This is a genomic window from Streptomyces coeruleorubidus (genome assembly GCF_028885415.1).
In the GTDB taxonomy this organism is placed as follows: domain Bacteria; phylum Actinomycetota; class Actinomycetes; order Streptomycetales; family Streptomycetaceae; genus Streptomyces; species Streptomyces coeruleorubidus_A.
Map to the genome: position 1 here is coordinate 7681247 of NZ_CP118527.1, position 24584 is coordinate 7705830.

The following is a 24584-nucleotide window of genomic DNA, read 5'->3' on the forward strand; positions in this document are numbered from 1 at the left end:
GAGACGAGAAAGGGGGGTTGTCGGGCTGCGTGAGTGCTCTCAGCGCGCCGGACAGATGGAGCTGGACATGCGGCCGAGGTCGACGTGGCGTCGACTCACCAAGGCAATCCCAGTTCCAGGCATGACGGAAGCGTGGCACGGCGATCTGGACACAGTCCAGCTTCGTCCAAGATTCGGACACTTACGTCTCGAAATGCAAGACACGAGTGTCCTTGGTCACATAGGCCCGTCCCGGGGTGTCCGACCAGGTCAGACGGGGAACGCCCCAGGCCACGGCCCCGGAGCGGTGACCTCCGGTTCCTCCTCGACCTTGGTGTCGAACAGCTTGAAGCCCCGGCGCTGGTAGTTGTCCATCGCGCGCTCGCCGTCCTTGCTGCACGTGTGCAGCCAGACCCGCTTCGTCGGGCTCAGTCCCGCCCAGCGGTCCGCGAGGTCCCAGGCCCGGGCCGTGCCGTACGACAGCAGGTGCCCGCCGATGCGCCGGCCGCGGAAAGCGGGGAGCAGGCCGAAGTAGAGGATCTCCACGACCGCGTCGTCCTGCGCCTCCAGCTCCACGTACCCCGCGGGCGTGCCCCGGTCGTACGCCACCCACGTCTCCACACCGGGCCGCTCCAGGTGCTCCAGCCACCGCGCGTACGACCAGCTCAGCCGGTCCGTCCAGTCGATGTCGCCGCCGACCGAGGCGTAAAGGTACCGGCTGAACTCGGGCGAGGGCACCTCGGAGCGGACGATCCGGACGTCCCCGTCCGGCGCGGCGGCCGGCAGCAGGTCGGTCGGGGCGGTCTGCTCCAGGGACCAGGTGGTCACGGCGATGGTGGTCATGCGGGCCAGAAAATCATCTGACCCACTGGTCTGTCGATCGTGGCCTACCGGTCGGTCGATCGGCCCAGCGCCCTGTCCACCGACGCCAGCGGCAGCGCGAACAGCATCCGGCCCGACTGGGACCAGAGCTCGCCGGTCTCCTCCCAGTAGGACAGGGAACCCGACAGGCCGCTCCAGCAGTGACGCGTCTCGTCCCTCGCGCACTCCGCCGCCCGCGCGCCCTCCACGTCCTGGCGCCACAGCGTCCCGTGCCCGCCGCGCGTGCCCGCCGCGCGGTCCAGGTACCAGCCCGAGCGGTACGACAGCACGCCCCGCACATCGGTCGTCTTCGTCTCGTACGCCTCGACCGGGTCCGCGTGCCGTGAGGAGTTGGTGGCGAGCAGGCCGGAACGGGCCGGGTCCCGGCTCAGCGCGTAGCGCCACAGCCGGGTGCGCCGGTCGCCGTCCGCCGGTACCCACTCGCTCGCCACCAGACTGTCGGGGGCGGTGCTGCGGTCGAGGGAGACCGCGGCCGGGTGCGGCACGTCGTCCCCGCCGGGCAGGGCGTAGGAGGCGACCGCGGGCAGCACGTACCGGGAGCCGTACGCCGACCAGCCGCCCCGCACCCGGCCGACCGCGTCGGAGTCGACCGTGGCGCGCTGGATGCGGTCCATGTCGTAGACATACAGCGCGTTCCGGTCGCCCTCGCGGGTCGTCACCAGCAGCTTGTCCTGGTACCAGACCATGCCGGACAGCGGGGAGACCAGCCCTCGGTAGTCCCGACCGCCGTCCACCGGGACGGCCAGCAGCGCCCAGGTGTAGCGGAGCCGGCCGGGGTCGTCGGCGTCGACGAAGGCGACCTTGGCCAGACCCTGCTCGAGGGCCGGGCCGTCCATGGAGCCGCCCTCGGCGCCGCCGCGGGTCCAGCCGGAGAGGATCACGCGGTTCCGGCTCCAACGGCCGTCGTCGTCCGCGTCGCCCGAGGTGGTGACCGCGCCGGACCGCCAGCCCCGGGTGTCGGCGCCGCCGAAGCAGTACGCACGCGTGGCCGCCGGCTCGACCGGCAGGGTGTGCTTCTCGGCGGCCGGGCAGTCGGCCGCGTTCCGCAGCGTGCGGTCGGCGCTGTCCAGCACCGTGCCGACACCGACCGGCCGGCCCATCGTCGAGGCGAGCCGGTCGAGCCACCGCCCCGGCACCCGGTGCTCGGCCAGCGGCAGCCGCCCGGCCTCGGCGGACACGGAGATCGGCTTCAGAGCCCCGGGCGCGTCGGCGACTGTGGCCTGCGAGGCGCTGATCAGGGTGGCGGCGGCGGTGAGTGCGAGAGCCGTCCCGGCCAGGGCCCCACGCAGCGCCCTGCCCCGCCTGCGCCGCCGGTGTCTGCCGCGATGCTTCATAACGTCCTCCCGAGGCGGGCCAACTGCGCCTTGCGGTCCGTACGTTGACGGAGGAACAGGTGGGGTGGCCCGTAGGGGATGCTACGGCAGGTGGGCGGGGTGGGGGGCGAAGACCCTGCAAATATGCGCAAGATGCACCCCTGGGGACGGGCGGACGGCACGTCCCGTGAACCTCAGGGGGCCGGTGCAACGGCGCGCAGCCGCTCCACCGCCGGTGCCGTCGAGTGCGGCAGCACGTCGTGCGGGTCGTCCGGGAGGAGCACCTCGACCTCGGCGTCCTCGGCGAAGCGGTACGGCCGGTGCTCCAGGAACGCGCCGAGGTAGCGCCGGATCCGCGACATCTCGGCGCGTACCGTCACCGTGCGGGCCGGGTCGCCGAACACGTCGCCGGCCAGGTCAGAGGCGCTGCGGCCGGTGCGGTGGACGGCGAGGAGGTACAGCAACTCGGCGTGCCGGGGACTCAGTTCGCGGGTCCAGGAGCCCGCGCCGCCGGATACCGCCACCGTCCATCTGCGGGCCTGTCTCAGGTCCAGCACGATTCCGGCCGCCTCGCGCGGCACCGGCTCGTCGGCGGCCGCCCGCAGCAGCCAGCCCCCGGCCAGCGGCTCCACCGAGCACAGTCCGAGCGCCGGCACCCACCTCGGGCCCGGCGACAGGGACTTGGGCAGCGCCACGCGCCGCGTGTACGGCACCCCGCCGACCGCCGCGGTCCAGCCGTCCCGGTCGACGACCAGGGCACGCCCGCCGAGCCGGGCCAGCACCGGCGCCGCCACCGCCCGCAGCCGCTCCAGCGACTCCAGGTGCCTCTCCCGCAGCCGGGCCTCGGCGAGTTTCGCCACCGAGTCGACCCAGGCGAGCGTGGCCGGATGCATCGTCTCCAGCGGCCCGCTCACGTCCACCACGCCGAGCAGTCGGCCGTCCCGTGGATCCGTCAGCGGAGCGCCGGCGCACGTCCAGCCGGCGTGGGAGCGCACGAAGTGCTCGGAGGCGAAGACCTGTACGGGCCGGCGCACCACCGCCGGGGTACCCAGACCGTTCGTGCCGACGACGTCCTCACGCCAGTCCGCGCCGAGTTCGAAGCCGAGCCCGTCGGCCTTGCGCAGCACCGGCGCGCTGCCCTCCCGCCACAGCACCCGGCCCTCCTCGTCGGCGACCACCATGATGTGGTGGGCGACGTCCGCGAACCTCAGCAGCCCCTCCCGCAGCACCGGCAGCACATGGCGCAGCGCCGACGCCTCGCGCCGCCGCTGCACCTCCTCGCGGGACAGCAGATCCGCCCGGAAGTCGTGGTCCGGATCGACACCGCTGCGCAGCATGCGCTCCCAGGACTGCTCGATCACCCGGCGCGGCGGCACGGGCGCGCGCTGCCCGGACAACCGGGCGGAACGGACCTCGCTGAGCACCCGGGCCGCGCGCGTGGTGTCCACGGCGGCGAGCTGCGTGACGTCCATCGGCGTGGGCCCCCTGGAGTCTCTTCTGACCGTCCGTCTCATAGTGCCGCCTGCCCCCGAGCGGACGCGTACAGTCCGCACACAGTCAGCAGCAAGTTGCAACCCCTTGCAACCCTGGTGGACAGCCCGGCCGTGTCCGAAACTTGAGCGACGCCGTCCCGAGCGGCGTTCGGTGGCTCGAACGGGCCAGTGCGGCGGGGGTGGTGCCGTGTCGGCGCAGCACCACCCCCGCTCTCGGGTGCCCGGGTCAGGTCACCGGCCGGGCCCGCTCCACCACCGACGCCAGATCGAGACTGTGCGGGAGCGTCCCGAACGCCGCGCCCCCGTCGCCGCCCAGCCGCGCCGCGCAGAACGCGTCGGCGACCTGCGGCGGCGCGAACCGGACGAGCAGCGACCCCTGGAGCACCAGCGCCAGCCGCTCCGCCAGCCGCCGCGCCCGCCCTTCCACACCCTCCAGATCGGCGAGTTCGGTCAGCAGGTTCTTGATGGCCCCGTCGAGCCGGTGATCGGCGCCGCGCGCCTGCCCGACCTCCCGCAGATACGCGTCGAACGCCCCCGGCTCCCGCTGCAACGCCCGCAGCACGTCGAGGGCCTGGACGTTGCCCGCGCCCTCCCAGATGGAGTTCAGCGGCGACTCGCGCACCAGCCGGGGCATCCCGGACTCCTCGACGTAGCCGTTGCCGCCCAGGCACTCGGCCGCCTCCACCGCCACCGGCGGGCACCGCTTGGTCACCCAGTACTTGGCCGCCGGCACCGCGATCCGCAGCAGCGCCCGCTCCTGCTCGCCGCCGTCGTCGCAGGCCGCCGCGAGCCTCAGCGCCAGCGTCGTCGCCGCCTCCGACTCGATGGCGAGATCGGCGAGGACGTTGCGCATCAGCGGCTTGTCGACGAGCTTCCCCCCGAACGCCTCCCGGTACGTGCAGTGGTGCACCGCCTGCGCCACGGCCTGCCGCATCAGCCCCGCCGAGCCCAGCACACAGTCGAGCCGGGTCGCCGCCACCATCTCGATGATGGTGCGCACCCCGCGCCCCTCCTCGCCGACCCGGCGCGCCCAGGTCCCGTCGAACTCGACCTCGGCCGAGGCGTTCGACCGGTTGCCGAGCTTGTCCTTGAGCCGCTGGAGCAGGAACACGTTGCGCGTGCCGTCCGCCAGCACCCGCGGCACCAGGAAACAGGTGAGGCCGCCCGGCGCCTGCGCCAGCACCAGGAAACCGTCGGACATCGGCGCCGAGCAGAACCACTTGTGCCCGGTCAGTTCGTACGTCCCGTCCTCCGCGAGCGGCCGCGCGGACGTCGTGCCCGCCCGTACGTCGCTGCCGCCCTGCTTCTCCGTCATGCCCATCCCGAACAGCGCCCCCGCCTTGAGGTGCGCGGGCCTGAGCTCACGGTCGTAGACCATGGACGTCAGCCGCGGCTCCCACTCGGCGGCCAGGTCCGGGTCCGTGCGCAGGGCGGGCACCGCCGCGTGCGTCATCGACAGCGGGCAGCCGTTGCCGGCCTCGACCTGCGTCCACACCAGGAAGGCGGCGGCCCGCCGCAGATGCCCGGCAGGCCGGTCCCAGGCCGCGGTCAGACCGGCCGAGACGCCCTTGCCGAGCAGCCGGTGCCAGGACGGATGGAACTCGACCTCGTCGATCCGGTGCCCGTACCGGTCGTGGGTGCGCAGCCGGGGTGGGTTCTCGTTGGCCTGCGCCCCCCACTCCTGCACCTGGGCCGAGCCGGCGGTCCGCCCGAGCGCCGACAGCTCGCCGAGCACCTCGTCGCGCAGGCCGGGATCGAGATGCCGTTCGACCGCCGCCGTGAGGGCCCGGTCGGCCGAGAAGACGTCGTACCCGACCAGCGGCGGGACCTGGTTGTTCACGGAGTGGGTGCTGCCAGCCATGCTGCGAAAGTACCCCGGGGCGGCACCTTGGTCACCAAGGGGCGGGGTCCGGGCGCCGGAGACCACCTGTGGGTGAGTGCGGTCGGGCGCGACGGATACCGTTAGGGGGTGCAGCCAGCAAGTGAAACCCCCGACACACCCTCCGGGCGCCTCCACCGGGCGCGTGCTCTCTACCGGAACGTCTCCAAGCGCAGGACCGCCTGGCTGTTGCTCAAGGACACCGTCAACTCGTGCATCGAGTACCGGATCCTGGGGCTGGCGGCGGAGGCGGCGTTCTTCACGCTGCTGTCGGTGCCGCCGTTGCTGCTGAGCATGATCGGACTGCTCGGCTACGTCGACGCCTGGACCGGCGCCGACACCATCGAGAGCCTCCAGGCCAACATCCTGGAGGCCGCCCGCACGGTGCTGTCCGACCGTGGCGTCAGGCAGATCGCCGAGCCGATCCTGCACGACGTGATGAAGGGCGGCCGGCCCGACATCATCTCCATCGGTTTCCTGTTCGCCCTGTGGTCCGGCTCCCGCGCCGTGAACGTCTTCATCGACACCATCACCGTCATGTACGGCCTCGACGGCGTCCGGGGCATCGTCAAGACCCGCCTGATGGCCTTCGTGCTGTTCATCGTCGCCCTGCTGATCGGCTCGATCGCGCTGCCGCTGATGGTGGCCGGGCCGGACGCGGTGGTGCGGATCGTGCCGTGGTCGACGACGGTCGTCCAGGTCCTGTACTGGCCGGTCGTCATCCTCCTGTCGATCGCCTTCCTGACCACGCTCTACCACGTGTCCGTCCCCGTCCGCTCCCCCTGGATCGAGGACGTGCCCGGTGCGCTCGTCGCCCTCGGCATGTGGGTCCTCGGCAGCTTCCTGCTGCGGATCTACCTGACCAGCACGGTCGAGGGCCCGACGATCTACGGCTCCCTGGCCGCGCCCGTCGCCGTGCTGCTGTGGATCGGTGTGGCCGCGTTCGCCGTGCTCGTCGGGGCCGCGGTCAACGCCGCCATCGACCGGGTCTGGCCGGCCGCCGCCACGGCCGCGGCCCGCGAGGCCAACGAGCGGCTGCGGCAGGCGCAGGTCGCCGAGTACGTGGCCCGCGCCGCCGCCGCGGGCGGCTCCGACCCCGACATGCCCTCCGAGTTCCCGGAACGCTGGTCCCGCTTCCTTCCCCCGGAGGACGTCACGGCCCGGCTGCGCACGCACGCGAAGCCCACCCACGCGAAGAGCACCGGCAACGCCGGGGGCCAGGCCAACCGGGATGCTCCGCCGCCGTCCGAGAAGTGACGGGCGCGCGGTCGCCGCGCCGGCCGGGGCCGCGGTCGGCGCATCGCCGCCGGGCCCTGCCCGGCCGCGGCCTCGCCCCGCGCCGTTCGTTGGCGGGCGGCCCGCCGTCTTCGCTCCTGCCGGGTTCCGGCCTGGTCGGGGCCTGTGCTGCCTGCCGGCAGGCGATGCGACGTCACTCACCTTCCGGGCCCTGGCCTGACCGCGGCCCGCCGTCTTCGCTCCTGCCGGGGTCCGGCCTGGCCGGGGCCTGCGCCGCCCGTCGGCAGGCGACGCACCGTCACCCACCTTCCGGATGTCCCGGCCTGGCCGTGGCCCGCGCCGCCCGTCGGCAGGCGACGCACCGTCACCCGCCCTCCGGGTGTCCCGGCCTGGCCGTGGCCCGCGCCGGTCGCCGGCAGGCGGCCGTCGGCGTCACACCTTCCAGGTCCCGGCCGCCGTCTCCTCCCGTACGAAGTCCGTGAAGTCCCGGGGAGCGCGGCCCAAGACCTCCCGTACGCCGTCCGAGAGGTGTGCGTTGCGGCCGTCGAGGAGGGTGTCGAAGATTTCGGTCAGGGCCGTGACCTCCTGCGGCGGTACGCCGAAGCCGAGCAGCGCCTCGCCGTAGTCCCGTGTCGACACGGCCCGGTAGGTGAGCGGGCGGCCCGTCGCTTCGGCGATCTCCGCGACCGCCTCGCCGAAGGTCAGCAGGCGCGGCCCGGAGAGGGTGAGTGTCCGGCCCACGTACCGGTCGCCCGCCGTCAGCGCGGCCACCACCACGTCCGCGATGTCCCGCACGTCGAGGAACGGCTCCCGCACTTCGCCGGCCGGGAACACCAGCTCCCCGCGCTCCCGCAACTCCGCCACCAGCGGCCCCTCGCTGAAGTTCTGCGCGAACCACGCGGCCCGTACGACCGTCCAGTCCGCCCCCGAGGCGTGCAGCGCCTCCTCGGTGGGCAGGGCCTGCTCCTCGCCGCGCCCGGACAGCAGCACCAGCCGCCGCACCCCGAGCCCGACCGCCTCCCGCGCGAGGTCCCCCACCGCCTCGGCGGCGCCCGGCGCGCCGACGTCCGAGGGGTAGGCGAGGTAGGCCGCGTCGGCGCCGCGCAAGGTGTCCGCCCAGGTCGAGCGGTCCCACCAGTCGAAACCGGTCGACCGCGACGCCGCCCGTACCGTGAGCCCGGCGGCCTCCGCCGCCCGGGCCACCCGGCTCCCCGTACGGCCCGAGGCACCCGTCACCACAACCGTCATGCCCTGCGTGTTCCGTGTCGTGTTCGTCATGCCGTCGAGTCAACTGCCGTACACCGCCCGGAACCATCGCTGAACGGCTCATTCTCATACGACCGCGTCTACGCTGGCACCATGGACGCACTCGCCGGGTTGCTGGAGGGCCCCCGCGCGCGGGGCGCGTTCATGACCAGGGCGTGTTTCGACCCGCCGTGGGCGGTGCGCGTGGAGGACCGGGCGCCGCTCACCGTGATGCTCGTCGCGCGCGGCGAGGCCTGGGTCCTGCCCGACCGGGGCGAGCGGACACGGCTGCGGGCCGGGGACCTCGCCATCGCCCGCGGCCCGGACTCGTACACCTGCGCAGACGACCCGGGTACGCCACCGCAGGCGCTGATCCTGCCGCGTCAGGAGTGCCGCTACCCCGACGGACGTCCCCTCAACGGCTCCATGGACCTGGGCGTGCGCACCTGGGGCGACCGGCTCGATGGTGCCACGGTGATGCTGATCGGCACGTACCCAGTGCAGGGCGAGATCAGCGGCCGGCTGCTGGACGCGCTGCCGCCGCTGCTCACCCTCACGTCCGACGTGTGGGACTGCCCGCTCACGCCGTACGTCTCCGAGGAGATCGTCCGGGACGAGCCGGGCCAGGAGGTCGTCCTGGACCGTCTGCTGGATCTGCTGGTCATCGCCGCGCTGCGCGCGTGGTTCGCCCGCCCAGAGGCGGAGGCGCCCGCCTGGTACCGGGCCCTCGCCGATCCGGTCGTCGGCGGCGCCCTGCGCCTGCTCCAGGACGACCCCGCCCACCCGTGGACCATCGCCGCGCTCGCCGCCAAGACCGGGGTGTCCCGCGCCGCGCTCGCCCGCCGCTTCACCGCCCTGGTCGGCGAGCCCCCGATGACGTACCTCACCGGCTGGCGCCTCGCCCTCGCGGCCGACCGCCTGCGCGACTCCGAGGACACGCTCGACGCCGTGGCCCGACGGGTGGGGTACGGCAGCGCGTTCGCCTTGTCGACGGCGTTCAAGCGGGTGTACGGGGTGAGTCCGGTGGAGTACCGGGGGCGGTCGGCGTAGCGGCCGGGGACGGGGCGCCGCCCTGGCCGACCTGGTCGGCAGCGGTGGCGCAGCCCGGCCCGGGCCGCTCGCGGCACGCGTACGCGGCCCGCGGCGTAGCCTGGCCTACGTGTACGTGGAGCGGGCGTCACGGCTGGCGGGAGCGGTCGTGTGGAGCAATGCCCCGGAGCGGGACGGGGCGGCGCGTGTGCTGCCCGACGGGTGCATGGACCTGCTGTGGCATGAGGGGCGGCTGCTGGTCGCCGGGCCCGATACCCACGCGTTCGTCACCGACGGCGAGAGCGGCACCTGGGCCGGCGTCCGCTTCTACCCGGGCACTGCCCCGGCCCTGCTGGGCGTACCGGCGCACGAGCTGCGCGACCGTCGCGTCGAGCTCGCGGACCTGTGGCCGGCCTCGGAGGTACGGCGACTGGCCGCACGGGTGAACGCGGCCTCCGACCCGGCGAGCGGGCTGGAGGACCTCGCCCTGCGGCAGGCGGCCGGTGCCGATCCGCCGGATCCGCTGCTGCGGCACGTCGTGACCGCTCTCGGCGCGGGCCGCCCTGTCGCCGCGACCGCCGACGAACTCGGTCTCGGCGCACGCCAGTTGCACCGCCGTTCGCTGACCGCCTTCGGCTACGGACCCAAGACCCTGGCCCGGATCCTGCGGCTGCGCCGCGCCCTCGCGCTGGCCCGGGACGGTGTGCCGTTCGCGGACACGGCCGTCCGGGCCGGCTACGCCGACCAGGCCCATCTGGCCCGGGACGTCAGGGAGTTGGCGGGCCTGCCGCTGGGGGAGCTACTCGCCGGCCGCGGCTAGCGGAGCGAACAGGTCCACCCCGTTGCCGTCCGGGTCGAGCACGACGGCGTACCGCTGCCCCCAGAAGGCGTCCCAGGGCTTGAGCTCACCGTGGCACCCGGCGCCCACCAACTCCTCGTACAACGAGTCCACTTCCTCCGGCCCGTCGCAGCGCAGGGCCAGCGAGGTCCGGCCGCCGCCGGCGGGCGGCTGCCACTCGGGCAGGAAGGAGCGGACCGTCTCCTCGGTGTCGAGCATCAGCCGCAGCCCGCCGGGCAGTCCGGCCTCGGCGTGCGGCTGGCTCTCGGAGCCTTCGGGGAAGGCGAACCCGAGCCGGCGGTAGAAGGCGACGGAGGCGGCCATGTCGGAGACGACCAGGCCGATGGCATCGAATCGAGCAGTCATGGGCCCACCGTAGGCAGGTCCGCGACGCCCGGTCTTGAAGGAATCGGACACCGGTCGGCACGGTGACCGATCCGTGTCCGATCCGTTCAAGACGGCCCCCGGGCAGGCCCGTAACGTCGCCGCCATGACGACCACGACACGACGATCCAGGCACCTCGGCGTCTCGATCGACCGCCCCGCACAGGAGGTCTACGACTACGTCTCGAACCCCGCCAACGTCCCCGGCTGGGCTCCCGGACTGGCCCGTTCCATCGAGCTGGTGGACGGCCGGTGGGTGGGGGAGTCGCCCATGGGACGGGTCGTGGTGGTCTTCACGCCCGGGAACGACTTCGGCGTGCTCGACCACGACGTCACGCTGCCCTCGGGGCAGACCGTCCACAACCCGATGCGGGTGATCGCCGACGGCCCCGGCTGCGAGGTGGTGTTCACCCTGCGCCGGCAGCCCTGGACGAGCGACGAGGAGTTCGGCCGCGACGCGGAGGCGGTGACCGCCGACCTCACCGCCCTCAAGCGGCTGATGGAACGCACATGAGACATCTGCCGGGGCCGGCCGGATAGCAGGTTCCCCGCCTTCGGAACCCGTGGAACAGTGACCACTTGTCATTCAACGTTCTGTATCGGAGCCGCGGGATGCCTGCACACCTGAGTCGGCCGAGCGTGCGGCGCCCGGACGGCTCTGCGCTGCCTGGCGCGCTCATTGCTCTGGTGACTGCCGCGGTGCTCACGGCAAGCGGTTGCAGCGGGAGCGAGAGCAACCCGGACAAAGCGCAGGCGACGAAATCCACTCGCACCGCCGTCGCGCCGAACGCGGCGGGGAGTTGCCGCCCCGCGGTGAAGCAGCTCTCCCTTCCCTCGTGGGCGCGGAAGGGATTCCCGCGAGAGGTGTCACAGCGGCACATCATCGGCGACAAGGGCGAAATCGCCGCGGTGCTCTTCGGATACCCGTACCACGCGCCGACAGCCAAGGGCCGGGAAAACAAGATCCTCTGGGTGGCCAAGGACACCGAGGAGGAGGCCGCCGGCAGAGGGCCTGACGACCGGCTGACCATCAGGGCCGTCCTCGCCGGCACGAACGAAGTGGTGACCCGCTCGGTCACCGGGGGGCCCGGCTCTTCTCTCATCGACATGCCGAAGCCGGGGTGCTGGACGTTCTCCCTTTCCTGGGCCGGACATTCCGACTCCCTCGACATCGAGTACCTCGTCGGCTGAGAGCGGGCCGCAGCACCGAGCGCTTTGCGGACACCCCCTAAGCCGTCCCGTAGTGGATCGTGCCGTCCTCGTCCATCGTCGGGTGCATCTTCATGGGCCCGTACTCGTCGACGTCCGACGGTCGCGGGCACTCCGGTCCGTCGGGGCCCATGCGCAGCATGCGTTCGACGCGGCAGATGCGGAACACGCGGTCGTCGAAGCGGAACTCGTCGGCGCGGTCGAGTGCCTTGTACTCCTCGGCGGCGCGCGCGTACCGGGCCTTCTTGGTGTCGTCGTACTGGTACAGCATGGCCCACATCTCGGACATGCCGCTGTAGAGCAGGCGCCGGGCGTCGTGCGGCGTGGCCATGAGGGCGCCGCAGGGCTGCCAGCCGTAACGGCCGCGCTCGACCACGCCGAAACCGGTGGGCAGCAGCACGGGATCCGGGTGCGTGGCCACCGCCTTCTCGGAGTCCGCGCGGACGTCGGAGGGGAATCGGGCGCCCGTGTACGCGAACTCGCGCAGCCTCAGCCGCAGCGCGCCCGCCGCCAGGCCGTCCGGGCGGGCCGGGTCGAGCACGAAGCCGACGTCCGGCGACGTGGTGTCCTTGGCCCGCCTGTCCCACGACCGTCGTGCCGGCTCCGGGTCGGTGGGGCGCGGCGGCTCCGGTCCGTCGTCGTTGCAGCGGGCGAACTCGTCGCCGCGCACCACGCGGTAGCGGACCCCGCACGCCTCGACCTCGTTCACCGGCTCGCGCTCCATCACCGCGACGGCCGCCAGCAGTTCACGCCGGACGGCCGGGTCGTCGGTGCCGTCCTTCGCCGTGAACCACAGGTGTGAGTGCAGCCCGTCCCGGGCCACTTGCGCCATGCCGTCCGTCACCGGCTTCAGCAGCCGCCATTGCGGCCCCACCGCCGGATCCTGCAAGGCGACCCCGAAGACCGGCCCGCGCAGCGACAGTGCGGGATAGCGCCGCGAGGCGTCCATCGCGTCGGCCTCCCGCATCCAGGCGGCGGGGTCGTCACGGCGGACCAACTCCTCCTGGAGAGCGTCGATCTGTTGCTGCCAGTCATCGTTCATGCACGCATTGTCGTAGCGGACGGGGAGCCGAATCAGGCCGGACGAGCCAACAAAGGCTGTTGTTGGGAACGCAAGACGGTGGTCCCGGGCCCACGCGGGTCCCGGTCGTCCCACTCTCCGGCGGGACGCCGCCGCCCCGCTCGTGAACCGTCCCTGGGCGGTCCGCGTACGGCGGGAAAGCTCGCTCCGGCCGCCCCCGACCCATGAGGCTGTGCCGTGCCGGTTGAGACGAGCCGCCCCAGGGGGAACCCACGGGTGACGGCGGTACGGGCGCGCGGCGCGCGTAAGGGGTGCGCGACTGCACGAGCACGCCTTCAGCGCACGCGCGTGACGAACGCCTGCCGCTCGCTGGAGCCGTCCTCGCCCTGGAGGTCGAGCCGCTCACCGTCGAAGGCCACGACCCGGCCGCGGGCGTCGATGGTCGGGTGGGCCGCGGGCCGCTGGTTCGCCGTGCCGTCGGGGCGGGCGCTGATCATGGCCACCTGGCCGGTGCGCAGGTCACGCCAGTAGACGACCTGGCGGGGGCGCTGACCAGGGGCCGATTCGGACACGGCGAAGGCGATCCGGCGGGCGTCGGCGCTCGGCCGGCCGCTGTGCGTGCCGTACTGCGGCTGCGGGCCCAGGACGTGCCGCAGCGTTCCCCGCAGCAGATCCCGTACGACGACGCCCGCGGTGTCGTTGGTGCCTCCGGACGGCAGCGTGAGGCACTTCCAGTTGAAGGCGACATGGTGGCCGTCGGCGCTGATCACCGGGGAACCGACCCCGTTCTCCGCCGGGTCTCCCGCGCACTCGGCGTCGGCGCGGGTGCGCTCTCCCGTCCGCCGGTCGAGGACGTGGACGCCTTCCTCGTCCTCGCCGGGATCGGTCCCCGCGTCCCACAGGTGATAGGCGACGCGGCTGCCGTCGTGGCTCAGCGTGGGGGAGACCAGGCGCTGTTCGCCGCTGGGCAGCGGGTGGTCGATCTCCGTGGTGGTGCCGCGCCGGAGGTCACGCACGTAGAGCCGTGACCGGTCGTCGAACCTGTCCGTCGGCCGGGCCGTGAACGCCACGTACCGCCCATTGCCGCTGACGACCGGCGTCGCCGCCCGGCCGAAGGCGGGGTCGGTGCCCTCGTCGACCTGGGCGGTGCGGCCTGTCCGGGTGTCGTGGAGGTAGGCCGGGAGCCGCACTTCGCGGGTCGGCGGCCAGGTGTTCGGCGCCAGCGCGGCGAAGGCGACGCGGGAGCCGTCCGCGCTGATGGACGGCTCCCCGAACTCCTGATCACCCGGAACGTCGCTGACCCAGCGCAGGTCTCCGGTGCGCAGATCCCTCACATAGACGTCGGCGGCGCTGTCGGTGTCGCCGGGTGCCAGGTTCGTGGCCCACGACAGGAACGCAACGTGCCCGCCGTCGGCACTGACCACGGGGTACGCCGAAGCGCCGTTGCCCTTGACGCCGTCGGCCGTGACGTCGACGAACTCCGTGCCCGGTCTCGGCTCGGACGCCCCGGCGGGCCCGGCGGGCGCCGCCGTGCACACCGATGCCATCGCGGCGACGACAGCCGCTCGTAACGCAGAACGCATCATTCCCCCCGGTCGGCAACGCCCCCCGCCCCAGCGGCAAGGGCCCGCACCCATGCAACGGCCCCACCGGGCACAGGTCAATGCGACCATTTCCGTACAACCCGAAACCGCGATCGACTGTCCGCACCCGCGAGTGCGATGGCCTGCCCGCGCCCGCACCCCCACGCCCCGCCACACCGCCGCTCCCACCCTCGCGGCCGCTTCCGCCCGGGGCGCTCCTGCCCCGTGACCGCTCCGGCCTGACGGCCGGTCTCGTCCCGGGCCCGCCTGACGGCCGGTCCCGCCCCGCTCCCGGTCCCGCCCCGCTCCCGCCTCACCCCGCTCCCACGGCCCCCCGCCGCTACACCCGCGGCGCCGCCGTGCTCGACCGTTCCACCAGTCGCGTCGACAACTCCGTTCGCGTGCTCTCCGGGTGGTGGCCGTCCATCAGGCGCAGCAGCGAGCGCAGCGCCGTCGCGGCCATCTCCGACAGCGGCTGGCGGACCGTGGTCAGCGCGGGGGAGGCCCAGCGTGCCTCGGGCAGGTCGTCGAAGCCCACCACGCTGACGTCGTCCGGGACCCTCAACCCCCGCTCGGCCAAGGCCTCGTACACCCCCAGCGCCATCCGGTCCGAGCAGACGAAGACGGCCGTCGGCGGCTCGGGCAGGTCGAGCAGTTCCAGCATGCGGCGGCGGGCCTGGCTCTCGTCGAAGCCGGCGTGCCGGACGTACTCGGCGCGGTGCCGGAGCCCGGCCGACGCGAGCGCCGAGCGGTAACCGGCGACCCGGGCGCTGCTGCACATCGTGCGCCGGTGACCGGCGATGACGGCGATGCGCTCGTGGCCCAGGGAGAGCAGATGCTCCGTGGCCGTCAGGCCGCCCTGCCAGTTCGCCGCGCCCACCGACGCCACGCCCTCCGGCGGTTCCTGGACCGGGTCGATCATCACGAACGGGATGCGGTGCTGCTCCAGCCAGGCGTACTGGGAATCGCTCAGCTCGGCCAGGTTGAACAGGACCCCGGAGGAGCCCCGGGCGACCAGCTTGTCCAGCCAGCCGCGCTCCGGGCGCCCGGCCCGGGTACGGGTCAGGGCCGCCGACACCACGACCTCGAGGCCCGCGTCGTGCGCCGCCTCCTCCACCCCGTGCAGCACGGCGCCCGACCAGGAGCTCTCCAGTGAGTGCACGACCAGGTCGACCAGCCGGGGCGCCTTCGTCGCGTCGAACCGGGGTCTGCGCACATAGCCGAGCCGGTCGAGCGCCTCGGTGACGCGGCGGCGGGTCTCGGGCGCCACGTCCTCCCGGCCGTTGACCACCTTCGACGCGGTCGGCACCGACACCCCCGCCTCGCGCGCCACGACCGCCAGCGTCGGACCTGCCGCCACGCTCGCACTCGCCGTACGGACCATCGGGAACCCACCTCTCCGGCCCGCCCGAGGGCCGTGGAAAGTTTCGACCAGCGCTGCTCACCGCGGTCCGGAGTCCGAGCCGACAGAAAGCGCTTCCTACTCTAGGTGCGGCGCAGGACGGCGGGAAGACAAGTGAATTCACGGGTTCTCGCCGGTCAAAACTTTCGAAACCCCGAACAACGCGCTCAGCCGGGGGCGCAGGTCAGCCGGAACAGGTCAGCCGGAACCCCCTGAAGTCCGCCGTGAACGCCGCGTCCACGAGGTCCCGGGCGTGGACGCCCGCCATCGCACCGGTGAACCGCAGCCGGGAACCGTGGTCGTCGGACAGCCGGCTGAAGTCCAGGACCGGGCCGATCGCCGTTCGCGTCCCGTCCCGTACGTGCCAGAAGCGCGCCTCGGCTCCCTCGATCGTCACCCCCAGCGTCACGGCCGCCTCCCCCGGCACCTCCACGACGGCGACCTGCCGGACGCCCTCCTCGTCGCGCTCCACGAGACTGAGCACCGTACGGCCACCCGCTCCGGGTGTGTCCCGCCACTGCTGTCCGCGCTGCGGCTCGCCCTCGGGCTCCGCCCAGGTCAGGTCCAGGCTGAGATACGCCTCGGGGTTGTACCAGAGCACCAGCCCGGCGGCCTGGGTGAAGGTGACCGGCCGCGCCTCGACGGTGACCTCGGCCTGAGCGCGGTGCTCGGTGATGCGCTGGGCCAGCAGGCTGCTCGCCCAGCGGGACTCGGGCCCGTGCCGGCCGCGCAGCCGGATCCAGCCGGGCCGGGCCGTCGTGTCGGCCCAGGACGGGTCCGGCGCCTCGCGCAGGGAGCTCCACGGCCAGGACAAGCCCTCGGCCGGGGCGGCGGGAGGCAGCGGGTGCGGCCGCGTCGGTACGTCGACGTCCACCGCCGGGCGCCGGCCGCCCTGCCGCAGCCGGGGCCAGCCCTCCGCGTCCCAGGTGACCGCCTGGATCGCGGTCTCGCGGCCGAGCGGGCAGCGGCGGCCCTGCGGCGTGTGCAGCGGGCGGGCCGTCAGATGACTGAGCAGCCACTGCCCGTCCGGCGTCTCGACCAGCTCGCCGTGCCCGGCCTTCTGCAACGGCACGTCCGGGTCGTCGCGGGTGGTCAGCAAGGACCGTTCGTCGAGTTCGTACGGCCCCGTCAGCTCCCGGCTGCGGGCCACCCGCACCCCGTGCTCCCAGCCCGTGCCGCCCTCCGCGAGGACGAGGTAGTACCAGCCGTCGCGCCGCAGCAGCTTCGGCCCCTCGATCAGCCGGTCGTGCTGGAGCAGCAGACGTGTCCGCCCGACGGGGGCGAGCGTGTCCCGGTCCAGCTCCGTGACGACGATCCCGGCGAACCGCTGCCCTCCCGGCCGGTGGTCGTTCTGCAGGTTCAGCAGCCACAGCCTGCCGTCCTCGTGGAACAGGGCCGGGTCGAAGCCGTGGCTCGCGACCCGGCGCGGCGCGCTCCATTCGCCGCTCACCTCGGTGGCCGTCGAGACGTACGTGTCCAGGTCGAAGTACGGCGTGCCGACCGAGCGCACGACGGTGTACGTCACCCAGAACCGTTCCCCGTCCCAGCTCAGCGACGGTGCCCAGATGCCCCCGGAGTCGGGCACTCCGGCCAGCGAGCCGCCGGGCGCCGCGCCCCGGACGTGCCCCGCGTACTCCCAGTGGGCCAGGTCGCGGGAGCGGTGGACCGGGATCGTCGGGAACCACTCGAAGGAGCTGGTCGCCACGTAGTACCAGTCGCCGACCCGGATCAGGGAGGGGTCGGGGGCGAAGCCGCGCAGGACGGGGTTGTGCAGGACGGTCACGTGAGGGCTCCGGGAGGGGTGGGCACCCGGGGGCCGCGGGGAGTCAGGGTCACCTGCGGCCCCCGGGAGTCAGGGAGAGGCGGGGGAGATCACTTGAGGGCGCCGATCACTTGAGGGCGCCGAGCGTCACGCCCGACCGCCAGTAGCGGCGCATCGCGACCATCATGATCGCCATCGGGATGATGGACAGCAGCGCGCCCGTCAGGACGAGGCTGGTCACGTCGATGCCCGACTCCAGGCGCTTGCCGGTCCAGTTGTACAGGCCCAGGTTGAGCGTCCAGTTCTCCTCGCCGCGCAGCATGGTCAGGGGGAGGAAGAAGGCGTTCCAGGTGTTGACGAAGGCGAGCAGGAAGACCGTCGCGCCGCCCGTGGTCATCATCCGCAGCACGATGCTGAAGAAGATGCGCAGTTCACCGGCGCCGTCGATACGGGCCGCCTCGAGGAGTTCGAACGGGACCGTGGCCTCGGTGTACACCTTTGCCAGGTACACGCTGAACGGGTTGATCAGGCAGGGGATCAGCATCGCCCACGGCGTGTCCACCAGACCGATCGCCGAGAACAGCAGATACAGCGGCAGGGTGAGCAGGGCGATCGGGATCAGGAACGAGCCGACCACCGCCGCGAACACCACGCCCCGCCCGGGGAACTCGAAGCGGGCCAGCCCGTAGCCCGTGGCGAGGGCGATGAGCGTGCCGCCGAGGGAGCCGACCCCCGCGTAGAGGAACGAGTTGGCGGTCCAGCGCAGGAAGATGCCGCCCTCGTACGTGAACACCTGGTGCAGGTTCTCCCACAGGTGGAAGTCGGAGAACCACAGGCCGTTGCTCTGGTACAGCCCCACCCGGTCCTTGGTCGCGGCGACCAGCAGCCAGTACACCGGGAACAGGCTGTAGGCGCTGGCCAGGACCAGGCCTACCAGGAGAAAGCGCTGGCCGCCCCGGGAACGAGCGGCCGGGTCCGGGCGGGTGATCCGTCGCACGGCACCCCCGCGGGGTGGCACGGCAGCCGTTTCCGTGCCGTTTTCCTTGCGGTTTTCTGTCAGCGCCATCAGTCCGCCGCCCTCGAGGTCAGCCGGTAGAAGAGGAAGGACGCGACGCCGAGGATCAGCGCGAGCAGCACCGACAGGGCGGCGGCGTAGTGGTAGTTGGCGGCGTTGAACGCCTGGTTGTAGATGATCATGATCGGGGTGAAGCTGTCGCTGACCGTCTGCGGGGTCACGTTCCTGAACAGCGCGGGCTCGTTGAAGATCTGCAGCATCTGGATGATCGACAGCAGAGCGGTCAGGACGAGCGCGCCGCGCACGAACGGGACCTTGATGCTCAGGGCGATCCTCAGCTCCGACGCGCCGTCCAGCCGCGCGGCCTCGAACAGCTCGCGGGGCACGCCCTGGAGCGCCGCGTAGATGATCACCATGTTGTAGCCGATGCCGTGCCAGGTCAGCAGGTTGCCGATGGCCGGCCACACCATCGAGGGCGCGAAGAAGTTCCAGTCGAACCCGAACAGGTCGCCGATGGGGGTCAGGGGGCCCACGTCCGGGCTGTACAGGTTGATCCACACGATGGCCGCGACCACGCCCGGGATCATGTACGGGACCAGCAGCAGGATCCGGAACCGGCCGGCCACCTTCGAGGTGACCGCGTCCAGGAAGAGCGCCAGCACCAGGCTGATGAGCAGCATGAACGGGATCTGGACACAGGCGAACAGCACCACCCGCAGGATGGAGGTCATGAACGCCGAGTCGCTCAGGCCCTTGCCGTAGTTCTCCAGCCCGACGAACTCCGTGGTCGCGCCGCCGAGCCCCAGCCCGGACTGCTTCTCCAGGAACAGCGACTGGTAGACGGCGTAGCCGATCGGAAGCAGATAGAGGAAGACGAAGCCGAGCTGGAAGGGCACCGTGAACGCGGCACCCTTCCAGCGCTGGGAGCGAATCATCAGGTACGCCTCAGCCCTTGACGCTGATGCCGCGCTGCTTCAGGTCGTTGACCGTCCACTCCTGCATGTGCGCGAGGAGGTCGGTGACCTTCTGCTCCTTGCTGACGACCTTGGCCCACTCGTCCTGCATCTCCGTGAACATCGCGGTCCAGTTCGGGCCGAAGTTCCAGCCGGTCCGGACGGTGCCCAGGCTGTCCGTCACGATCGCCTTGGCCGGCTCGTAGTTCTTGCCGAGCAGCTTCTCGGAGATCGCGTCGGAGACGTACGACTCGCTGTCGGCCAGCGCCGGCATCACACCGCTGCCGGTCTCCGGGCTCGCCATGGTCTTGACCGCACCGGTGTCGGTGGACATCCACAGCGCCGCCTCGGCGGCCTGCTTCTTGTTCTTGCACTGCTCGCTGACCAGCGTCAGGTTGCCGCTCTGATTGGTGCCGGCCGGCGTCTGGGCGGCCTCGCCCTGGAAGGTGGGCCAGGGGGCGAGCGCCCAGTCGCCGAAGGACTTGGTGAAGTTCTGCACCATGCCGGACATCTGCCAGGTGGAGATCTGCCGGGTCGCGGTGCCGCCGTTGTCGTAGTTGCGCTGTACGGCCGCGTAGTCGGCGAAGGAGAGCTTGGAGTTGAGGTCGTTGTCGATGATCTCCTGGATCACCTTCGCGGCCTTCAGGCTGCCCTCGTCCTGGAAGTCCACCTTCCAGGAGTCGCCGTCGACGCTGTACCAGTTCGCCCCGGCCTGCATGGCGAGCACCTCCAGGGTGCTCGGGTCCTCACCGGCGTAGTTGGTGAGCTTGATGTCGTGCTTCTTCAGCACCTTGCCCGCGGCGATGAACTCGTCCCAGGTCTTGGGCGCCTTCAGGCCGTACTTCTTGAAGAGGTCGGTGCGGTAGATGGTGAAGGCGGGCGCCGAGGCGGTGGGAACGCCGTAGATCTTGCCCTGGACCTGGCCGACCGCCCAGGCGCCGGGGTTGAACTTGTCCTTGCTGGACTCGACGTACTGGGTGATGTCGGCGAGCGCGCCCTGCGAGACCCAGCTCGTCACGTACTCGCCGGTGTTCTGCAGCAGGCAGGGCGCGTTGCCGGCCTTGACCGCGTTGGTCAGCTGCTTCTGCATGGTCAGCTGGTCGGTGACCTTGGTGTACTTCAGCTGGACGTCCTTGTGCGAGGCGTTGAACGCCTTGACGACCGCCTCCTGGCCGTTGGCCCAGCCCCAGAAGGGGAGGGTGACCGGCCCGGACTTCGACGCGGCGTCGTCGCCCGAGCCGGATCCGCCGCAGGCGGAGAGGAGACCTGTCAGCGCGATACCCGCGACAGCGGCGGAGGCGAACCTTCTCCGGGGGCTGGTGATGTTCATCTGACCGTGATCCTTCGGAATAGGGCGTTCTCAGAACGAGAGGACGACAGCGGCTCGGTTGTGCTGGCCAGGAACGGCGGCCGGAAACCGTCGGCTCGCGGTTGCAGGGGGTTCGGCCAAGCGTAAGAAGAAGCTGTAGTAAGCGGTTGCTGGGACCGTAGGCAGCAAGCTCGGCTCTTAGCAAGAGGTGCGCGGCAATTTGTTACCGCGGATTGTCCGCCGGGTTATCTGCGGACCTGCGCCGGACGGTCACGTGTGGACTGGTATACGCGCAGGTCAATGCGGTGTTCGGACACGCCGGTCCAGGCCTCGGCGGGCACGCCGACGAAACCTCGAACGGGCCGCAAAGCCGCTGGAAACCGGTTACGTAACGAACTCTGCGCGTTATCTGCGCTGACTCACCGGCGGCCGCACCGAGTTCCGGACCACGACATGCGTGCCCAGCACCAGATGGTCGCCGTCGGCACTCTTGCGGCGCCCCGCGCCGCCCTCACGCCGGTCGGCCACCGCACGCAGCGCGACGCGACCCATCTCCTCGTACGGCACGTGCACGGTGGTCAGTTGGGGTGTGAGCTGGGACGCGAGCGGGATGTCGTCGTAGCCGACGATCGAGACGTCCTCGGGCACCTTCAGGCCCGCCGCGCGCAGGGCCTGCATGGCGCCCGCCGCGACCACGTCCGTCCCCGCGAGCACGGCCGTGAAGTCCGGCGTGTCGTGCAAGGCCACCTCGACGGCCTCGTACCCGTGCTCGTAGTCGTACGGGCCGTGCCGGACCATACCCGGGTCGAACGGCACACCGTACGCCTCGAAGGCCCGCTGTGCTCCCCTCAACCGGCCCTGCGCGGTAGTCAGTTCGGCATGCCCCGGCAGAACCAGGACGCGCCGGTGACCGGCCGACAGCAGGTGGCTGGCCATCGCGTAGGCCCCGCCCTCGTTGTCGTAGTCGACGGTCGTCGCCGGGACGTCGCCCTCTAGCGGGGGCCTGCCCACCAGGACCAGGTGCGAGCCGGCCGCGTCCAGGGAGCGGGCGAAGCGCGCCATGCGCAGCTGGTACTCGCCGTAGTCGTAGGCCCCGCCGAGCAGTATCACCGCGGCGACGCCCTGCTGGCGCATGAGGTTCACCAGTGCGAGCTCCCGCTCCGGGTCGTCGCCGGTCGTGCCGACCAGCGAGAGCCAGCCGCGCAGGGTGGCGGCGCCCTCGACGCCCTTCGCGACATGCGCGAACGCGGCGCCGGTGATGTTGTTGATGAGGATCGCCACCGTCGGTGTGCCGCCGCCGGCGAGCGAACGGGCATGGGCGTTGGTGACGTAGTCCAGGTCCCGGACCACCTTCATCACCCTGCGGCGCAGCTCCTCCGAGACCGGGTAGTTGCCGGACAGCACCCGCGAGACGCTGGCCACGGAGACGCCGGCTCGCTCCGCGACATCACGAATGGTCGCCCGTCCGGCGTCGCTCGTCGCTTTGCGCTGACTCACCCTTGCGGCTCCTTCACCGTCGTGGCTCGATCCGGCGCCGGGGCTGTGCCCCCACCCGTGCGGAAACCGTATCCCATCGTTACTCCAGGCTGGACGGCTTGTGGACGGCGGGCCTAAGGGCTGCCCGCGACGTGACGCGGGCAGGGCGTGCCGCCGTGGTGCGGGCTGGGCGCGCTGCCGTGACGCGGGTCGGCGCGCGGCTGTGGTGCGGCCCGGACGCGCCGCTGCGGCGAGGGCCGACGCGCCGCCGTGACGAGGACCGGACGCGCCGCTGTGACGAACCGGGCGTGCCGCCGTGACGCGGGCCGGGCGCGCCGGCGGTCCCGGCGGCCTGCCCCCCGACCCGTCACGCCACCCGCGCGAGATCCGCGTGCCGCACCTCGTGGACCGGCGGCCGGCCCGCCGCCAGGCGCTCCAGTTCCTCGACGACGATGCGGCCGAGCCGCTCCAGTTCGTTGCCCAGTGAGCCGGCGATGTGCGGGGTGAGGAACACGTTGGGCAGGTTGTACAGCGGGGAATCGACAGGCAGCGGCTCCGGGTCCGTGACGTCGAGGACCGCGCTGAGCCGGCCGGAGACCAGTTCGTCGGCGAGCGCCGCGTGGTCGACCAGCGCGCCACGGGCGGTGTTGATGAGCACGCCGCCGTCCCGCACCAGGGCGAGCCGACCACGGTCGAGCATGTGGTGGGTCTCGGGGATGTCGGGGGCGTGCAGACTCACGATGTCGCTGTGTCTGAGCAGGTCCTCCAGCGACAGCGACTCGGCACCGAGGGCGGCGGCCTCGGCCGGGATCACGTACGGGTCGTGCAGGAGGACGGTGAGGTCGAACGGCCGAAGCAGCTCCAGCAGCCGGCGGCCCACCCGGGACGCGCCGATGACACCGACCCGGCGGCCGAGGTTGCCGGTCGCCGCGGTCTGAGCGGGGCCCGGGTAGGCGTGCGTGCGGCGGAAGCGCTCGCGGTGGTCGAAGGCGTCCTTGCCCACGAGCAGGATCATCGCGAGCGTGTACTCCGCGACGGGCACGGCGTTGCCCGTCACCGCGCTGGAGACCTTCACGCCGCGCTCCCACAGGGCGTCCCCGACCAGGGAGCGCACGGAGCCGGCCGCGTGCAGGACGGCGTCCAGCTTCGGGGCCGCCGCGAGGGCACCGGCGTCCAGATGCGGGCAGCCCCAGCCGGTGATCAGCACCTCGGCACAGGCCAGGGCACCGGCCGCGGCCGGATCGGTGAAGTCCTGTACGACCAACCCGGGATCGATGTCGGCCGTGCGCCTCAGCCGCTCCATCAGCGGCGGAGGAAAGAGCAGCGGGAGGTGTACCGGGTCCATCGCGAACACGGCCCGCGGCAGCTGAGGGCTGGGCATGACTCTCCTGGAGCAGAGGAGGAAACGGTTTCAGAAAGCGTCTTCTACCGTAGATCTACCGGGAAGCAGCGGTCAATCGGCAGGGCCCGGGTGACGGCCGGGCGGCGCCGCTTCTCCGGGCAAAGGGCCCTGTTTTTCCCACGTCGTGACGTGAACGAACAGGCAGAGGGAGGGTGAAGACGGCGGCGTAGAGGGTGCGTGGCTGTGAGGGGCGGGCCGGAGTCGACACCCCTCGGGGGCGCCAGGAGACGAGCACGTTATGGAAATCGATTACTAGTGTTTCAGTGCGCGACGGTGGAGACCGACTGTGCCGCCGTCGACACCTGAGTACCGGATGACCGCTTCGACAACCGGTTCCCAGGCTTGTTGCCGAGGCGAGCTCCGGGCCGCCCCTGGTCAGGCGGTCCGGTCACCCATCGGCGCCTTGTTCGCGGCGACCGGAAACAGGACTCATCGGCGCTCTGGCTGATGACACCGAGGTTACACAGTCTTCTCGAAAATACGTCAAGGCTCTTGACTCGCCATCCCGACGGCAAGAAGCTCTGCCGCACGAACAACAACCGGTTGCTGTCGCAAGCCAGGAAAAGCAAGGAGGTGGTGCGTTCATGCACCCAGATGCCGGTGCTTCCCCGAGCCGCCGCCTGGGCTCGGCGCGATCACGACGCGGGCCGCAGCCGGAGTCACTTCCCGGCAAGCTTCACGCCCTCTGAACCCGCTCCGCGCGACGGCGCGGACATCCGCTCCTGGCCGCGTACGGCGGCAACAACGACCGCCCCACCGGGGCGGCGCCGTACAGGGCCAGGGGCAACCTCCACCGGGACGCGTCCCGCGCACCACGCCCCCAGGGCGGCGGAACCAGGCCCCCCGCGACGAACAGATGCCTGCCCCCGGAGCCGACCCCGGCGAGACCCGCCCCCGGTCCGGACATCGTCCGCACGGCGACCACCCGAAGCCGCTCTGCGTCCCCGTGCCTCGGCGTCCTCATAGGGCCGTCCGTGAGGCCGCGTCACGACTGCCCCGTCGGCCTGTCGGCCACTCGGCTGTACCCCGGCACGCTCCCGTGCGCCTCACCGGGCGAGCCGGCGCCTCACTCCTGCCTTGCCCGGGCGGAGTTCCCCGCAGATCTCCGCATCGGAATTCCCGCCGTACATCGGCCCTCGATCAGCCTCGCAGCCCCGCTGTCACCTGTATGAAA

At 72.2% G+C, this 24584-nt stretch carries 21 protein-coding genes; 5 read left to right on the plus strand and 16 right to left on the minus strand.

From position 1 onward, the window contains the following. Positions 1–39: 39 nt before the first annotated feature. From PV963_RS44105 to PV963_RS35550, 5 genes are all read right to left on the minus strand, one after another. Positions 40–123 (minus strand): putative leader peptide, encoded by an 84-nt coding sequence (locus PV963_RS44105; RefSeq protein ID WP_425541046.1) that lies wholly within the window; start codon positions 121–123, stop codon positions 40–42. Between the two features lie 126 nt (positions 124–249). Then, positions 250–822, minus strand: a complete 573-nt coding sequence (locus tag PV963_RS35535) for a GNAT family N-acetyltransferase (RefSeq protein WP_274820567.1) — start codon at positions 820–822, stop codon at positions 250–252. Positions 823–866: 44 nt separating this feature from the next. Continuing rightward, positions 867–2195 carry a hypothetical protein gene (locus PV963_RS35540; protein WP_274820568.1) on the minus strand — a complete coding sequence of 443 codons (1329 nt, stop codon included), beginning with the start codon at positions 2193–2195 and terminating at the stop codon, positions 867–869. A 173-nt stretch (positions 2196–2368) separates the two neighbouring features. Next, a complete protein-coding gene (locus PV963_RS35545) occupies positions 2369–3646 on the minus strand; it encodes a helix-turn-helix domain-containing protein (protein WP_274820569.1) in 1278 nt (425 codons plus the stop codon). Positions 3647–3893: 247 nt separating this feature from the next. Further along, entirely contained in the window at positions 3894–5528 is a 1635-nt protein-coding gene (locus PV963_RS35550; RefSeq protein WP_274820570.1) for an acyl-CoA dehydrogenase family protein, read from the minus strand. A 108-nt stretch (positions 5529–5636) separates the two neighbouring features. On the opposite strand from PV963_RS35550, the gene PV963_RS35555 reads away from it, so the two are divergent. Beyond that, entirely contained in the window at positions 5637–6803 is a 1167-nt protein-coding gene (locus PV963_RS35555) for a YihY/virulence factor BrkB family protein (protein ID WP_274820571.1), read from the plus strand. A gap of 411 nt (positions 6804–7214) precedes the next feature. Here PV963_RS35555 and PV963_RS35560 read toward each other — a convergent pair whose 3' ends face one another. Next, positions 7215–8060 carry an NmrA family transcriptional regulator gene (locus PV963_RS35560; protein ID WP_274820572.1) on the minus strand — a complete coding sequence of 282 codons (846 nt, stop codon included), beginning with the start codon at positions 8058–8060 and terminating at the stop codon, positions 7215–7217. Between the two features lie 81 nt (positions 8061–8141). Between PV963_RS35560 and PV963_RS35565 the strand changes: the two genes are divergently transcribed. After that, complete coding sequence (locus PV963_RS35565; protein ID WP_274820573.1) at positions 8142–9077, plus strand: AraC family transcriptional regulator; 936 nt, start codon at positions 8142–8144, stop codon at positions 9075–9077. 109 nt (positions 9078–9186) lie between these two features. Continuing rightward, on the plus strand, positions 9187–9876 hold the full coding sequence (locus PV963_RS35570; protein ID WP_274820574.1) for a DUF6597 domain-containing transcriptional factor: 690 nt from the start codon (positions 9187–9189) through the stop codon (positions 9874–9876). Here the strand turns inward: PV963_RS35570 and PV963_RS35575 are convergent. After that, on the minus strand, positions 9856–10260 hold the full coding sequence (locus PV963_RS35575) for a VOC family protein (protein ID WP_274820575.1): 405 nt from the start codon (positions 10258–10260) through the stop codon (positions 9856–9858). The genes PV963_RS35570 and PV963_RS35575 overlap by 21 nt on opposite strands. Before the next feature lie 124 nt (positions 10261–10384). On the opposite strand from PV963_RS35575, the gene PV963_RS35580 reads away from it, so the two are divergent. Beyond that, positions 10385–10792 carry an SRPBCC family protein gene (locus PV963_RS35580; protein WP_274820576.1) on the plus strand — a complete coding sequence of 136 codons (408 nt, stop codon included), beginning with the start codon at positions 10385–10387 and terminating at the stop codon, positions 10790–10792. A 98-nt stretch (positions 10793–10890) separates the two neighbouring features. Beyond that, on the plus strand, positions 10891–11469 hold the full coding sequence (locus PV963_RS35585; protein WP_274820577.1) for a hypothetical protein: 579 nt from the start codon (positions 10891–10893) through the stop codon (positions 11467–11469). A gap of 37 nt (positions 11470–11506) precedes the next feature. On the opposite strand, the gene PV963_RS35590 is transcribed toward PV963_RS35585, so the two are convergent. The 9 genes from PV963_RS35590 to PV963_RS35630 form a co-directional block, all read right to left on the minus strand. Then, on the minus strand, positions 11507–12529 hold the full coding sequence (locus tag PV963_RS35590; RefSeq protein ID WP_274820578.1) for a DUF5954 family protein: 1023 nt from the start codon (positions 12527–12529) through the stop codon (positions 11507–11509). A 314-nt stretch (positions 12530–12843) separates the two neighbouring features. Next, positions 12844–14055, minus strand: a complete 1212-nt coding sequence (locus PV963_RS35595; RefSeq protein ID WP_274820579.1) for a TolB family protein — start codon at positions 14053–14055, stop codon at positions 12844–12846. 376 nt (positions 14056–14431) lie between these two features. Continuing rightward, positions 14432–15475 carry a LacI family DNA-binding transcriptional regulator gene (locus tag PV963_RS35600; RefSeq protein ID WP_274820580.1) on the minus strand — a complete coding sequence of 348 codons (1044 nt, stop codon included), beginning with the start codon at positions 15473–15475 and terminating at the stop codon, positions 14432–14434. A gap of 202 nt (positions 15476–15677) precedes the next feature. Continuing rightward, positions 15678–17276: a glycoside hydrolase family 43 protein gene (locus PV963_RS35605; RefSeq protein ID WP_274820581.1), complete on the minus strand. Its 1599-nt coding sequence runs from the start codon at positions 17274–17276 to the stop codon at positions 15678–15680. A 106-nt stretch (positions 17277–17382) separates the two neighbouring features. Beyond that, entirely contained in the window at positions 17383–18321 is a 939-nt protein-coding gene (locus tag PV963_RS35610) for a carbohydrate ABC transporter permease (protein ID WP_274820582.1), read from the minus strand. Then, positions 18321–19205 (minus strand): carbohydrate ABC transporter permease, encoded by an 885-nt coding sequence (locus tag PV963_RS35615; RefSeq protein ID WP_274820583.1) that lies wholly within the window; start codon positions 19203–19205, stop codon positions 18321–18323. Before PV963_RS35615 ends, PV963_RS35610 begins: the two co-directional genes overlap by 1 nt. A 10-nt stretch (positions 19206–19215) precedes the next feature. Beyond that, complete coding sequence (locus PV963_RS35620) at positions 19216–20553, minus strand: ABC transporter substrate-binding protein (protein ID WP_274820584.1); 1338 nt, start codon at positions 20551–20553, stop codon at positions 19216–19218. Positions 20554–20937: 384 nt separating this feature from the next. Continuing rightward, entirely contained in the window at positions 20938–22029 is a 1092-nt protein-coding gene (locus PV963_RS35625; RefSeq protein WP_274820585.1) for a LacI family DNA-binding transcriptional regulator, read from the minus strand. 346 nt (positions 22030–22375) lie between these two features. After that, positions 22376–23389 (minus strand): hydroxyacid dehydrogenase, encoded by a 1014-nt coding sequence (locus PV963_RS35630; RefSeq protein ID WP_274820586.1) that lies wholly within the window; start codon positions 23387–23389, stop codon positions 22376–22378. Between the last annotated feature and the right edge of the window lie 1195 nt (positions 23390–24584).